The sequence below is a fragment of the Ruegeria sp. P8 genome, assembly GCF_056534665.1.
In genome coordinates, this window is sequence record NZ_JBQERC010000001.1 from 159,667 (window position 1) to 172,191 (window position 12,525).

The 12,525-nt window shown below is 58.0% G+C and carries 12 protein-coding genes; 4 read left to right on the forward strand and 8 right to left on the reverse strand.

Translation table 11 applies throughout. The features are described 5' to 3' along the window. Positions 1-22: 22 nt before the first annotated feature. The 6 genes from cueR to ACR0BZ_RS00840 all read right to left on the reverse strand — a co-directional run bounded on the left by cueR (position 23) and on the right by ACR0BZ_RS00840 (position 6,862). A complete protein-coding gene (gene cueR / locus ACR0BZ_RS00815) occupies positions 23-412 on the reverse strand; it encodes a Cu(I)-responsive transcriptional regulator (protein WP_209504709.1) in 390 nt (129 codons plus the stop codon). Continuing rightward, positions 409-2,877 (reverse strand): heavy metal translocating P-type ATPase, encoded by a 2,469-nt coding sequence (locus ACR0BZ_RS00820; protein WP_480919192.1) that lies wholly within the window; start codon positions 2,875-2,877, stop codon positions 409-411. The genes cueR and ACR0BZ_RS00820 overlap by 4 nt, the downstream gene beginning before the upstream one ends. Before the next feature lie 79 nt (positions 2,878-2,956). Then, positions 2,957-3,721 (reverse strand): SDR family NAD(P)-dependent oxidoreductase, encoded by a 765-nt coding sequence (locus ACR0BZ_RS00825; protein WP_480919193.1) that lies wholly within the window; start codon positions 3,719-3,721, stop codon positions 2,957-2,959. Continuing rightward, entirely contained in the window at positions 3,718-4,710 is a 993-nt protein-coding gene (locus tag ACR0BZ_RS00830) for an SDR family oxidoreductase (protein WP_480919194.1), read from the reverse strand. Before ACR0BZ_RS00830 ends, ACR0BZ_RS00825 begins: the two co-directional genes overlap by 4 nt. Further along, positions 4,647-5,549 (reverse strand): bile acid:sodium symporter family protein, encoded by a 903-nt coding sequence (locus ACR0BZ_RS00835; protein ID WP_480919195.1) that lies wholly within the window; start codon positions 5,547-5,549, stop codon positions 4,647-4,649. The genes ACR0BZ_RS00830 and ACR0BZ_RS00835 overlap by 64 nt, the downstream gene beginning before the upstream one ends. Then, positions 5,546-6,862: a flavin-containing monooxygenase gene (locus tag ACR0BZ_RS00840; RefSeq protein WP_480919196.1), complete on the reverse strand. Its 1,317-nt coding sequence runs from the start codon at positions 6,860-6,862 to the stop codon at positions 5,546-5,548. Before ACR0BZ_RS00840 ends, ACR0BZ_RS00835 begins: the two co-directional genes overlap by 4 nt. A gap of 65 nt (positions 6,863-6,927) precedes the next feature. Between ACR0BZ_RS00840 and ACR0BZ_RS00845 the strand changes: the two genes are divergently transcribed. Continuing rightward, complete coding sequence (locus ACR0BZ_RS00845; protein WP_480919197.1) at positions 6,928-7,590, forward strand: TetR/AcrR family transcriptional regulator; 663 nt, start codon at positions 6,928-6,930, stop codon at positions 7,588-7,590. Between the two features lie 220 nt (positions 7,591-7,810). Here the strand turns inward: ACR0BZ_RS00845 and ACR0BZ_RS00850 are convergent, their stop codons facing one another. Further along, positions 7,811-8,431, reverse strand: a complete 621-nt coding sequence (locus ACR0BZ_RS00850; protein WP_480587823.1) for a pyridoxamine 5'-phosphate oxidase family protein — start codon at positions 8,429-8,431, stop codon at positions 7,811-7,813. An 11-nt stretch (positions 8,432-8,442) separates the two neighbouring features. After that, positions 8,443-8,907 (reverse strand): nuclear transport factor 2 family protein, encoded by a 465-nt coding sequence (locus ACR0BZ_RS00855; protein ID WP_209504702.1) that lies wholly within the window; start codon positions 8,905-8,907, stop codon positions 8,443-8,445. A gap of 303 nt (positions 8,908-9,210) precedes the next feature. On the opposite strand from ACR0BZ_RS00855, the gene ACR0BZ_RS00860 reads away from it, so the two are divergent. From ACR0BZ_RS00860 to ACR0BZ_RS00870, 3 genes are all read left to right on the forward strand, one after another. Beyond that, a complete protein-coding gene (locus ACR0BZ_RS00860) occupies positions 9,211-9,774 on the forward strand; it encodes a TetR/AcrR family transcriptional regulator (RefSeq protein ID WP_267366610.1) in 564 nt (187 codons plus the stop codon). A 142-nt stretch (positions 9,775-9,916) separates the two neighbouring features. Continuing rightward, positions 9,917-11,074, forward strand: a complete 1,158-nt coding sequence (locus tag ACR0BZ_RS00865) for an acyl-CoA dehydrogenase family protein (protein WP_480506005.1) — start codon at positions 9,917-9,919, stop codon at positions 11,072-11,074. Between the two features lie 176 nt (positions 11,075-11,250). Further along, on the forward strand, positions 11,251-12,522 hold the full coding sequence (locus ACR0BZ_RS00870; protein WP_480919198.1) for an NAD(P)/FAD-dependent oxidoreductase: 1,272 nt from the start codon (positions 11,251-11,253) through the stop codon (positions 12,520-12,522). The last annotated feature ends 3 nt before the right edge of the window (positions 12,523-12,525 follow it).

Consider the following 12,525-nt stretch of genomic DNA (forward strand, 5'->3'; position numbering starts at 1 on the left):
GCGCCCAAAGGGCAACCCCAAGTCAGCCTTTCCCACCCAGATCCCGCAGGATTGGGCAATCGGGCCGGTCGTCCCCGGCGCAGGCGTCGATCAGGTGGCTTAGCGTATCGCGCATGGCGTTCAGGTCTGCGATCTTGGTTTCGATCTGAACAAGATGGTCGCGTGCAACTTGTTTCACGTCGGCACTGGCACGGGTTTCATCTTCGTAGAGCGCCAGCAAGGTCCGGCAATCCTCGATGGTGAACCCAAGAGCCCGGGCGCGGCCCAGAAAATTCAGCTTATGCACGTCCTGGTCGCGAAACCGGCGATAGCCATTGTCGTCGCGCATCGGTTTGATCAGGTTGATGTCCTCATAGTACCGGATCGTCTTGGCGGGCAGGCCGGTGCGGGCGGAAACATCTCCGATGTTCATGCGTGCACCTCTTTGGTGGCCGTACCTGATGTTTCCGGCACGCTGGCGCGAATACGGCGCAGGCGCAGCGCGTTTGAGACCACAAAAACGCTCGACAGTGCCATTGCGCCAGCTGCCAGTGCAGGGGACAGCAGATAGCCGCCAAACGGGTACAGCGCACCGGCAGCCACCGGTATCAGTAGGACATTGTATCCGAAGGCCCAGCCTAAATTCTGGCGAATATTCTTCATTGTCCGGCGGCTGATCTCGGTCGCATTCGCGACGCCCCGCAAATCACCGGACATGAGGACAACGTCGGCTGTTTCGATGGCCACATCCGTGCCGGTACCGATGGCGATGCCGATATCAGCCGCCGCAAGAGCGGGGGCATCGTTGATCCCGTCACCGACAAAGGCCAGCACTCCGAACCGGTCCCGCAAAGCCGTTATTGCATCTACCTTGCCATCAGGCAGTACCTCGGCAGTGACATGATCAATCCCCAGCCGGTCGGCCAGAGCCTGCGCCGTGCGCGCGTTGTCACCGGTGATCATGGCCACGGTTAGCCCCATTTGGTGCAACCGGTCCAGCGCCTCCACTGTGCCGGGCTTGATCGGGTCAGAAACGGACAAAGTGGCCGCCGCCTGCCCATCCAGAGCCACGAACAGAGGAGTTGCCCCTTGAGCGGCACGGGCTTCGGCCTCATCCGCCAGGGCTCCAAGGGAGATCCCACGCTGCTGCATCAGTCGGTGCGACCCGATCAACACGTCGCGGCCTTCGACCAACCCTTGCAGGCCAAGCCCGGTAAGCGAACGGACATCCGATGCCTCTGGCAGTGTCGCGGGCCCCGCGCGGGTGATGGCGGATGCGATCGGGTGTTCCGACCGCGCCTCAAGGGCTGCGGCCAGTCGCAGAACCTCCTCCCGGTCAAACCCCTTCGCCGTTGTCACGCTGTCCAGTTCGGGGCGTCCCAGCGTCAGGGTTCCGGTCTTGTCCAACGCGATGACGCGCGCCTGCTGAAGCTGTTGCAACGCATCACCCTTGCGGAACAACACCCCCAGTTCTGCCGCACGTCCGGTACCCACCATGATCGAAGTTGGGGTCGCCAGCCCCATGGCGCAGGGGCAGGCGATGATCAGAACTGAAACACCCGCGACAAGCGCCAGGGGAAGGGCCGGGCTGGGGCCGAAGATCAGCCAGAGCGCGACGGTGATCACTGCAACAGCGATGACCGCAGGAACAAAGCGATAAGTGATCCGATCCACCAGACCCTGAATAGGCAGCTTCGCGCCCTGCGCCTGCTGCACCATACGAATGATCTGTGCCAGAGCCGTGTCGCCGCCGACGCGGGTGGCGCTTACTCGTAAAGCGCCGGTGCCATTGACAGTACCACCGACAACAGGCGCGCCAACCGACTTGCCAACGGGTACAGGCTCGCCCGTGATCATGCTTTCATCGACGTAAGAGGTACCTTCGACCACTTCGGCATCCACCGGTACACGCTCGCCGGGGCGGATGTGCAGGATATCTCCGACAACAATTTCGGCGATTGGCCGGTCCTGTATCTGTCCATCCAGTTCGACCCGCGCGGTTTTTGGTTGCAAACCCACCAGTTTTCGGATCGCAGCACCTGTTTTGCCTTTGGCACGCGCCTCCATCAATCGGCCGAGAAGGATCAGAACCACGATCACCGCGGCCGCTTCGAAATAGACATTGGCGGTACCTTGCGGCAGCAGGCCGGGCGTGAATGTGGCCGTGACCGAATACAGATAAGCTGCGCCGGTCCCAAGCGCTACCAACGCGTTCATGTCCGGCGTGCCCTGCAACAGCGACGGGATTCCTTTGCGGTAAAACACACGGCCCGGTCCGATCAGCAAAGCCGAGGTCAGGGCAAACTGAATCAGATGGCTCGTCTGCGTTCCAATGGTCGCCTGTATCCAATGGTGGAAGACGGGGATCATGTGCCCGCCCATCTCAAGAATGAATACGGGCAGGGCTAGTGCCGCTGCCAGTATTGTGGAACGGACCAGCCGCTGAATTTCATCGTCTTCCCGGCTTTCTGGTTCCGCAACGCCTTGGATACGCGCGGGGTATCCAATTTCGGTAACAACCTGGGCCAGCGCCTCGGGTGTAGTTGCCGCTATAGCATAAGTTACCGTGGCCGTCCGAGTTGCCAGATTGACCTGTGCTTCGATCACACCAGCGGTGGATGCCAACGCGCGCTCGATCTTGCCAACGCAGGATGCGCAGTTCATGCCCTCGATACTCAGATCCGCTTCACTAGTTTCAGCCGGATAGCCAGCTGCATCCAGCGCCGCTGTCAGTGCCGAGACCGGCCCGTCAAATGCCACCTGCGCTGTTTTGGTCGCGAAATTGACCGAGGCCGCATCAACACCAGACACATCACGCAGTGCAGCCTCGACACGGCCCACACAGGATGCGCATCCCATGCCGGTGATTTTCAGTTCTGTCAGTGCTTCTTGCGCCATGCGACTCATCCCAAGTGGTTTTCTGCCCTCCAGATGGGGGTTCCAGTGACGGGAAGGTCAAGGGGGTCGCGGCGAAATTCTACGACCCGGGCCCGCGCATGTTACGCTCCATTAAGCGCTGATACAGGCTTGGGGACAGACGGTTGAGCCACCACGATAAGTGTGCAACGCGTCCGACCGGGATCATGGGCTGCGATTTGTCCAGTCCGCGCAGGATTGCCATGGCGGCACTCTCGGGGCTCATTTCATCCATTCCGTCCTTGGCCGATCCGGGACGCGCGGTTCCATCGGGTTGCTCCATTGCGTTGCCGGGGTTGGTGGCCACAAAAGACGGCGCTGCAATCTGAACCTGAACGCCATGTGGCTTTTCTTCGGATCGAAGCGATTTGAAAAAACCCTCAAGCGCGTGTTTTGAGGCTGCATAAGCCGTGCGATGGCAGAGCGGAGCGAAACCAGCCACCGACGAGATCGCCAGATGTGTTCCCTTTGACGCGCGGAGAGGCTGCAAAAATACGCGAGCCATCTCAATGGCTGCAAAATAGTTGATATCAAACAGTGCACGGTGACTGGCCGTGTCGGACTGGTCAAACCCCCGAATTTGCGTAACCCCGGCGTTGTAGATGACCAGATCAATGCTGTCGCTTGACGTGATCGCCCTTTGAGCTGCGTTGGCAAGCTGTTCGGGGTCAGTCAGATCACAGGCAATTGGCAGTTGGTTCGGTTCTGTTTGCAGAACGGACACATCAAGATCCAACAGCACCACCCGCCACCCACGGGCTTGCAGTGCACGGCTTAAAGCCTGTCCCAAACCGCCCGCACCGCCAGAGATGACCGCGGTTTTCATAACCCGGCCTGCCGTTGCCAGAGCGCAAAAACCTCGGCGCTGGATTTTTCAGGCGTATAGCCGAATTCAGATTTCAGGGCAGAATTATCCAGAACTGGCCGATATTGAAGGAACCTTACCTGTTCCGGCCCATAGCGAGATAAACCCAGTGGGCGAGCCAAGGCTAGGGCCGCTTTCAGCACCCAGGGGGGTAGGCGCAGAACCGGCTTTCCCATGGCGCGCGCCAAGTCGTTCACGCCCATCGTGCCGTCACCGGCGACGTTGTAAATCCCGGCTGGCCCGTCGGTTGCTGCGCGCTGAAGGATGCGTGCCAGGTCCCGGGTCCAGATAAAGACAAACGGGCTTTCGCTGCCGGACACCGCCAGCAACCGGGGCTTTCGAAACAGGGCGGTAATCTGGTTCTCGGTTCCAGCCCCCAGAACCGTACCCACACGCAGAACAACCTGCTCAAGATCGGGGGCGGTTCTGCGGGCTTCGGCCAAAATCTCTTCGACCTGACGCTTGTGATCTGAATAAGGAAACTCGGGGTTGCCGCGCAATGGATCGCCTTCGCGCAACGGCACAGGATTGTCTGCATGATAGCCATAAGCGGCACCGGAAGACGTAACAACCAGTCTGCGCACCCCGTTTGCGATGGCGGCATTCACCACATTTCGCGTGCCTTCGACATCGACAGCATAGGCTGTCGCGCGCCCCATCTTCGGCGGCGGCGTCACGACTGAAGCCAAATGCACAATCACATCCGGATTCACCTTGGCAATCACACGTGCAGGAGCGTCGGTTGTAACATCCATGGACAAATATGAGGCGTCTTCCGGCAGGTTAACCGGGCGTTTCAGATCGGTTGCAAAGACCTCGTGCCCAACAAATTCGGGCAACAGCGCTTGCCCGACCATCCCGGCAGCGCCGGTTATCAGGATGCGGGTCATCGCGCAGCCTCGGTTCGCGCCATGACCGACGCCAAAGCTAGGCCCGAGATAGCGTGCCATACTCCCCAGAATGCAGCGACCACGGCCATGCCGCCCAGACCGTTGAAGAATGCAAAGATCAGGACGAGCCCAAGTCCGGAGTTCTGAATTCCGGTCTCAATGGTGATGGCGCGGCGATCAAAGGGGGACAGCCGGGTCAGAGTGGCCACAACCCAACCGCCCCCCAGCGCCAGGGCGTTGTGAAGGATCACAAGCCCGGCAACAGCCCCGGCAAACCCAAGGAAAAACCCCCAGTTGGCAGCCAGAGCAAGTACGATAAACCCAGCAAAGATACCCATCGACAGAAGTTGCAGCGGTGCGCGTAAACGTGCCGTCAAGGCGGGGAGGCGTTGATTCAGCGTAATTCCCAGAACCAGCGGCAGGATCAGCATCAGACCGACCAGGATCGCGATCTGCATTGGGTCGATCTGGGTCTGTTGCAGGATTGCGCGGGTTGGTTGGTAAAGCCCGCCCCAAAGCGCAATATTGAAAGGTGTCATAAAGATCGCACAGATGGTGGCGAAGGCTGTCATCGACACCGAAAGCGCTGCATTTCCGCCCGCGCGGTGGGTAATGAAGTTCGAGATATTGCCCCCTGGGCAAGCCGCCACAAGGATCAGGCCAAGCGCAATTGATGGTTGCGGTGCTGCAATCCACACCATCACAAAGGTCAGTGCTGGCAGGACGACGAGTTGTGAAAACAATCCGACAATCACAGGTTTGGGTGCGCGCCTTAACCGGTCAAAATCCCGAGGCGTCAGGTCGATGGCAATCGAGAACATCACGATTGCCAGAATAGCATTCAACAGCGTCAGAGACGCCGGACTGAAATTCAGTGTGATCTGGTCAATATCAATCATGCGGCGGCCTTCTGCAGCCGGTCGATCCAGCCGGTGACAGCCTTTCTGTAGGTATTCTTGTCCACGTAATAGGCCATGCGGGGCAGGTCGATATAGTTCATACCTCCGGTGGCGCGCGTATAGTCTTTTTGCTTTTCTTCGTGCAGATCGGCTGCCACGGGGCAGCCGTGTCGAAGCCCCTTGATGTAGCGCGCCACCATCTCGGCCTGCTCGTGCCTGCCTTGCCAGCCCAGGCCCGTGGCCTCGACCATGCCCAGCACGAACAGATCGTCCCGTTCGGGATGTATCGTGTTCAGATACAGATGCGGGGCATCGCCGCGCCAGTTCAGCAGGTCCTTGTCGATAAACGGGTAGTGCAGTTTGTATCCGGTCGCGGCGAGGATCATGTCATAGTCGTCGCAGGAGCCGTCCTTGAAATGCACGGTGCGGCCCTCCAGCCGGTCGATATCCGGGCGGATGCTCAGATCGCCATGGCCTGCGTGATACAGAACCAGCGAATTCACCACAGGGTGACTTTCGTACAGCTTGTAATCCGGTTTGGGAAAGCCGTATCTCTGCGGGTCACCGACAAACCAGCCAAGGATCAGGCTGTCGACCTTACGCTTCAGCCACATCGGCAGACGGATCTTTCCGCCCATTGTGTCAGCGGGTTTGCCAAAGACGTATTTCGGAACGAAATAATACCCGCGCCGCATCGACAGATCGCAGCGTTTCGCGTGATGGATGGCGTCGACTGCGATGTCACAGCCGGAATTGCCTGCGCCCACGACCAGCACACGCTTGCCGTCGAATTGGCTTGGGTACCGGTATTGCGAGGCATGGATCAACTCGCCGTCAAATGTACCTGGAAAGCTGGGTACATTCGGTTCCGACAGGGTGCCGTTCGCAATGAGTACGCCGGCATATTCGGCCTGATGGTCGCCATCCTCATCCCGCCAGCTCACGCGCCAACCGTCACCCGGATTGCCCAGCGGAGTGATCTGTGTGACTTCCGCGTTGAATCTGAAACTATCACGCAACCCGAAACGATCCGCAAATGCGCGGAAATAGTCGCGCATCGCCCGGTGCGAGGGGTACTCGGCAACCGCGTCATCCATGGGGAAATCTGCAAATTCGGTCATGCGTTTGGACGAGATCAGGTGCGCTGACTCGTACATGGTTGATCTTCGGGCATCGATGTCCCACAGACCGCCCACATCCGAATGCAATTCAAACCCCTGAAATGCGATCCCTTGTTCTTTCAGCACCTTGGCCGCGGCCAAACCCATTGGCCCCGCCCCGATCAGGGCGAATGCGTCGCGCGTTTCTGTCATGAACCCTCCCAAAGTTCGTGAGGTTTAAATTGAACGATCGTCCAAAATAAGGCAAGATGAATTTCATGACGCTGAAAAACGTAGAAAAACCAAGACAAAGGGCACCGTCCAAGCGGTCTTTGGAAACCAAAGCGCGGATCATGAATGCGGCCGAATCCGTCTTTGCCGAACGCGGATTCGAAGGCGCGTCAATCCGCGATATCGCTGCGCTTGCAGGCGTTCAGGTTGGCCTTGTTCATCACCACGGCGGCAGCAAGGAGGAGCTGTTTTTTCGAGCGATCGAACGTCGTGCGGGCAAGCTGGCACAAATCAGAACCGATGCGCTGGCCAAAGCAAGAAAAGCAGGCCCGCTAACATTGCGCAGCATTCTGGACAGTTTTATCCGGCCTTATGTGGAACTGGCAGAAACAGGCGGTTCGGGATGGATGGCGTATGGGCGCCTTGTGGCGCATGTCTCGGTCGATCCCCGCTGGCGCGATATCGCGGCTGAGTGTTTCGACCCGACCGCCCGGCTTTTTATCGACGAAATCGCTGCGCTTTATCCGGATGTTGACCCTGCGCTGCTGGCCAGCGGCCAGGTCTATTCAGTTTCGGCAATGCTGGCGCATCTCAACAGTGGCTGGCGGGTCGGGGCCCTGTCGCAAGGCGGCGGAGTGTCGGAGGCGGAACGCCTGATCGATTTTTGTGCAGCCGGTATCGAAGCGATGGTTCAGGCCAGTCGCGGTTGAACGCGCGGCATTGCTATTGCTGCAAATGGTTGAACAGGATGGTGCTGAACACAGAAGGTGGTGACGTTCGGACGGCGCTGGGTGAGACAAAAAAACCGAACATCATGATCATAAGGATCAGGGCCGCTCCGGCAAGGCACGCCGCAGAAAGCTGAAAGACCGAACGAACCATTGGATTATTCCCTGTAAATACTCAACAAAGTTTGCGGTGTCTTGCGCATCACGAGAGCTTTGACAGTTCTTGTCTCAGCCTTTCATTTTCGGCCTGCAACTGGGCCAGTTGCTGGCCTAAACTGTTTAGATGCGGGCGCAGTTCGGCTTCGGTGAAACGCGGCGTGATGTGGCGTGGGCAGTTCCAGTCAAGCGCCTCAACTCGAATGATCGCGGCCCGCTCTGCGGGGGCTTCGGCCCCTTCCGGATACAAGCTGGCTGCCGCTGCTTGACCCTCCGTGAATTCGACACGCCCCAGGATCTTCAAACGGTGTTGGTTTGCATAATCCATCAGGATCATCGCGACCCGATCGTTGCCATCCAGATTTCCGCGCGAGATATACTGTTTGTTGCCCGAGAAATCGGCATATCCGATGGTTTGCGGCCCCAGTACTTTCAGAAACCCGACCGGCCCGCCGCGATACTGCACATAAGGCCAGCCTGTTTCAGACACCGAGGATTGATAAAACCCGTCACGTGCCTGAATGAACTGTTTTTCGGGCTCGCCGATCAGATGGCCCTGTTGCGGGCCACCTTCAATGAATTTGGCATAGGTTTTTGCCGATCCCATCCGCTCCTGATGGGCGCGGACGGTGGGTGTGAAGGTCAGTTCTGAAAACGCACGCGGCACAGTATGTCCTTTCAAAGACCCAGATCAGACAACTCGGGATGGTCATCGGGGCGTTCACCCAATGGCCAATGAAACAAGCGGTCGCTTTCGGCTATGGGGTGATCATTCAGCGAGGCATGCCGATGCGACATGCGTCCGTCTTCGGCAAATTCCCAATTCTCGTTGCCATATGACCGGAACCACTGACCGCTATCGTCGTGCCACTCGTAAGCGTAACGCACTGCGATGCGATTACCGGTAAAGGCCCAGAGTTCCTTGATCAGCCGATAGTCCAGTTCCTTGTGCCACTTACGGCTTAGGAAGGCGTGAATTTCGTCATGCCCTGACAGAAATTCCGCCCGGTTTCGCCACTGACTGTCATCTGTGTATGCGGGGGTGACGCGGTCGGGATCGCGGCTGTTCCAGGCATTCTCTGCCATGCGCACTTTTTGCGTGGCAGTTTCCAACGTGAACGGGGGAAGAGGGGGTCGAGACATGGTGCAGGGGGCTTTCAGGTTAGAGAAGCGGCAAGAATGGCCAGTGTCAGAAGAAATGGAACGTACTGAGGGGGGAATATGCTGGCGCGACGTTTCATCGGTCAAATCCTCTGGTGTACTGATCGGTTAACTTTCCAATAAGGTGTACCGATCTGTTAACTTTTGCAAGAGGAAAAGCAGAAAATATTTCGCGCGGTTCAGGGCGAGCCATGAATTCTAATGAAAACAATGATTTGAGTTAGGCCGGTTGTACTTCATGTTTCGGGGTAATATGTACAGAACGGTACACCATGGAGCCGAATCATGCGTCCAAACAAACGGGATGAACTTGTCAGCAAAGCCCTGAAGGTTTTTTATCGCGACGGGTTTCACGCGACCGGCATGGATAAGCTGGTGGCGGAAACGGGCGTTTCGAAAACGTCGATGTACAAACATTTCCGCACTAAAGAAGACCTGATTGTAGCCGCTCTGCGTCTGCGGGATGAGAATTTTCGCGAGTGGTTCTATCGGCGCATCGAAGAGATGGCAGAAACACCGGCCGAGCAACTCATCGTCAGTTTTGATGCCTTGAAAGAATGGTTCGAGGAAGATGGATTCCGGGGCTGCATGTTCATCAAGGCCGGGGCAGAATATCAGGAAACAGACCATCCGATCCATGTGCAGGCAGCCGAACATAAACAGCTGTTGCTGGAGCATTTCACGTCCGTCGCCGAACAGGCTGGTGCGCGTGATCCTCAGAAACTCGCGAGCCAGATCGTGTTGTTGCAGGAAGGGGCAATTGTGTCTGCGGTTTTGCTCAAGAATTGTGATCCTGCGGAAGACGCCAGAGATGCGGCACAGCATTTGCTGGCATTGGCGCTGAGTTAATTTCCTTTAAAACAAGCAGGTTCTTAAAGTTACCTAGCAAAGAAACGTTGCGTTGTTCGAAGTCGGAACGCCACGTCACGTGGATTGGCGGGAATCGGGCTGAACGCTAGGCTTTCGCGAAAGACAGATTGGAGAGCCTTTGATGTCACTTTTCACTTCGACCGCGGCATGGATCACTGACGAACACCGCATGTTTGCGGATATGGCTGGCCGATTCATGGATGATGAACTGTCACCGAATATCGAAGCCTGGGTTGAAAACGGGGCCGTTGATCGCGACTTCTGGCGCAAGGCTGGTGAAACCGGCCTGATGGCTGGTGCAATCCCCGAAGAATATGGCGGCGTCGGCGGCGGTATGGGCTTTGACGCCATCACCGCGTACGAACAGGGTGCACGGGGCGACGCTGGCTGGGGCTATGGTATTCAGTCGATCGTGACCCACTATCTTACCGCCTATGGCAGCGAAGATCAGAAACGGAAATGGCTGCCCAAACTGGCTTCGGGTGAGATGGTCGGCGCACTTGCCATGACGGAACCCAGCACCGGCTCGGATGTTCAGGCTGTGCGCACAACGGCCGAGAAGGACGGAAACTCCTACCGGCTGAATGGCTCGAAAATCTTCATCACGAATGGCCAGACGGCGGATCTGATCATCGTGGCCGCCAAGACTGACAAGTCCGAGGGCGCGCGGGGTGTGTCATTGATCGTGGTCGAAACCGAAGGGGCCGAGGGGTTTCGCAGGGGGCGCAACCTCAAGAAACTGGGGATGAAGGGCAACGACACGGCCGAGCTGTTTTTCGAAGATGTCAAAGTTCCGATGACGAACCTGCTGGGGGCTGAGGAAGGTCATGGGTTTTATCAGCTGATGAAGCAACTGCCATGGGAACGGCTGAATATCGCGATCATGGCGCTGGGTTCGATCGATTTTGCCATTGCCGAAACGGTAAAGTACGTGCAGGAGCGCAAAGCGTTCGGTCAGCGGGTAATGGATTTCCAGAACACACGTTTCAAGCTTGCAGAATGCAAGACCAAGGCCGAGGTGCTGCGCAGTTTCGTCAATGACTGTATCGGCAAGCTGGAGGCAGGCGAACTGGACGCGGCAACCGCCTCGATGGCCAAGTACTGGGGGTCAGAGGTGCAGAACGAAATCATGCACGAATGCCTGCAGCTGTTCGGCGGTTACGGTTTTATGATGGAGTATCCAATTGCCCGCCTCTACGCAGACGCGCGCGTGCAGATGATTTACGGCGGCACGAACGAGGTCATGAAAGAGGTGATTGCACGGTCGCTCGACGTCTGAAGGTATCCGGGCAGCCTCTTGCCGGATGTCATCATTCCTGACGGAATGTTCGCTTCTGTTGGACCTCGCAGGCCCGTGCTTGCGGGGTTTTTTCGTTGCTGACCCGACCGCAGTTGCCCACTTGCAAAGGACGTGCAGCGGTATGATGATCCGCCGAAAAGACTCAGAGGTCTGACGTGAACGATCCCGAACAAGCCCTGTGGCGGACTACATGTACCGAAGCAGTCATAGCTCTGCCGCTGGGTAGTGATACAACCGTTGATCTGGCTATCATAGGTGGCGGATATACCGGGTGTTCAGCTGCCTTGACGGCAGCCCGGTCCGGCGCTTCGGTCTGTTTGCTGGAAGCGCAGAAGATCGGGTTTGGCGGGTCGGGGCGCAATGTCGGTCTGGTCAATGCCGGGCTGTGGCTGCCACCGGATGACATCCGCGCGCATATCGGTGCAGAGGCTGGCGATCGCCTGATCGATCTGCTGGGCAAGGCACCGTCGGACGTATTTTCCCTGATCGAAGAACACGGCATCACATGCGAACCCATTCGCAACGGAACCCTGCATTGCGCGCATTCCGCCTCGGGGCTGAAGGACCTGCAAACGCGCCATGCCCAGCTAAGCGAGACTGGCGCGCCGGTAGCGCTGCTGTCGGTGGATCAGGCCCGTGACCGGACCGGTAGCGATGCTTTCCATGGGGCGTTGTTCGACCCTCGCGCAGGAACCATACAACCCTTGGCTTATGTCATGGGATTGGCGCGTGCCGCGTCTCAGGCCGGGGCGCAGATCCATGAACAAAGCCCGGTACAGACCCTTCGGCGCGAAGGTGGGCAATGGGTTTTGACGACACCGGGCGGGAACGTACGGGCGAGGTCCGTCATTCAGGCAACCAACGCCTATCACCTTGGCTTGCCAGACACTGCGCCCGCCTATGTTCCCGTTTATTACTTTCAATACGCAACAACCCCGCTTTCACATAATCTGCGCGCCAGCATCCTGCCGCAGGCAGAAGGGTGCTGGGATACCGGGCTGATCATGACGTCGTTCCGGCTGGATCAGGCGGGGCGGATGATCATTGGCGGCATGGGTGATCTGGGGAATGCAGGTCGCAGTGTGCATGTCAGCTGGGTCCGACGCAAACTGGCTGAGCTTTATCCTCAGCTTGCCGATCAGCCGTTTGAACAGGGTTGGCACGGTCGGATTGCCATGACCTCGGACCATATCCCGAAAATCACGCAGATGGGCCCCAATGCTCTGGCCGCGCACGGATATTCCGGCCGTGGTATCGGCCCTGGCACGGTGTTCGGTCGAATGATGGCCGAAAGTCTTCTTGCGGGTGAGCCTTCGCTTTTGCCCGTTCTTGCGGTGAATGAGCATCGCGAAAGCTGGACGCGCGTGCGCCGCGCCTTTTTTGAATCCGGCGCGGCACTGACGCATCTGATAAAAGCGCGGATCTGAAAT

Coding starts and splice junctions, on each gene's coding strand:
- cueR (WP_209504709.1), bottom strand. CDS start 412: ATGAACATCGGAGATGTTTCCGCCCGCACCGGCCTGCCCGCCAAGACG.
- ACR0BZ_RS00820 (WP_480919192.1), bottom strand. CDS start 2,877: ATGGCGCAAGAAGCACTGACAGAACTGAAAATCACCGGCATGGGATGC.
- ACR0BZ_RS00825 (WP_480919193.1), bottom strand. CDS start 3,721: ATGAAAACCGCGGTCATCTCTGGCGGTGCGGGCGGTTTGGGACAGGCT.
- ACR0BZ_RS00830 (WP_480919194.1), bottom strand. CDS start 4,710: ATGGCACGCTATCTCGGGCCTAGCTTTGGCGTCGGTCATGGCGCGAAC.
- ACR0BZ_RS00835 (WP_480919195.1), bottom strand. CDS start 5,549: ATGATTGATATTGACCAGATCACACTGAATTTCAGTCCGGCGTCTCTG.
- ACR0BZ_RS00840 (WP_480919196.1), bottom strand. CDS start 6,862: ATGACAGAAACGCGCGACGCATTCGCCCTGATCGGGGCGGGGCCAATG.
- ACR0BZ_RS00845 (WP_480919197.1), top strand. CDS start 6,928: ATGACGCTGAAAAACGTAGAAAAACCAAGACAAAGGGCACCGTCCAAG.
- ACR0BZ_RS00855 (WP_209504702.1), bottom strand. CDS start 8,907: ATGTCTCGACCCCCTCTTCCCCCGTTCACGTTGGAAACTGCCACGCAA.
- ACR0BZ_RS00860 (WP_267366610.1), top strand. CDS start 9,211: ATGCGTCCAAACAAACGGGATGAACTTGTCAGCAAAGCCCTGAAGGTT.
- ACR0BZ_RS00865 (WP_480506005.1), top strand. CDS start 9,917: ATGTCACTTTTCACTTCGACCGCGGCATGGATCACTGACGAACACCGC.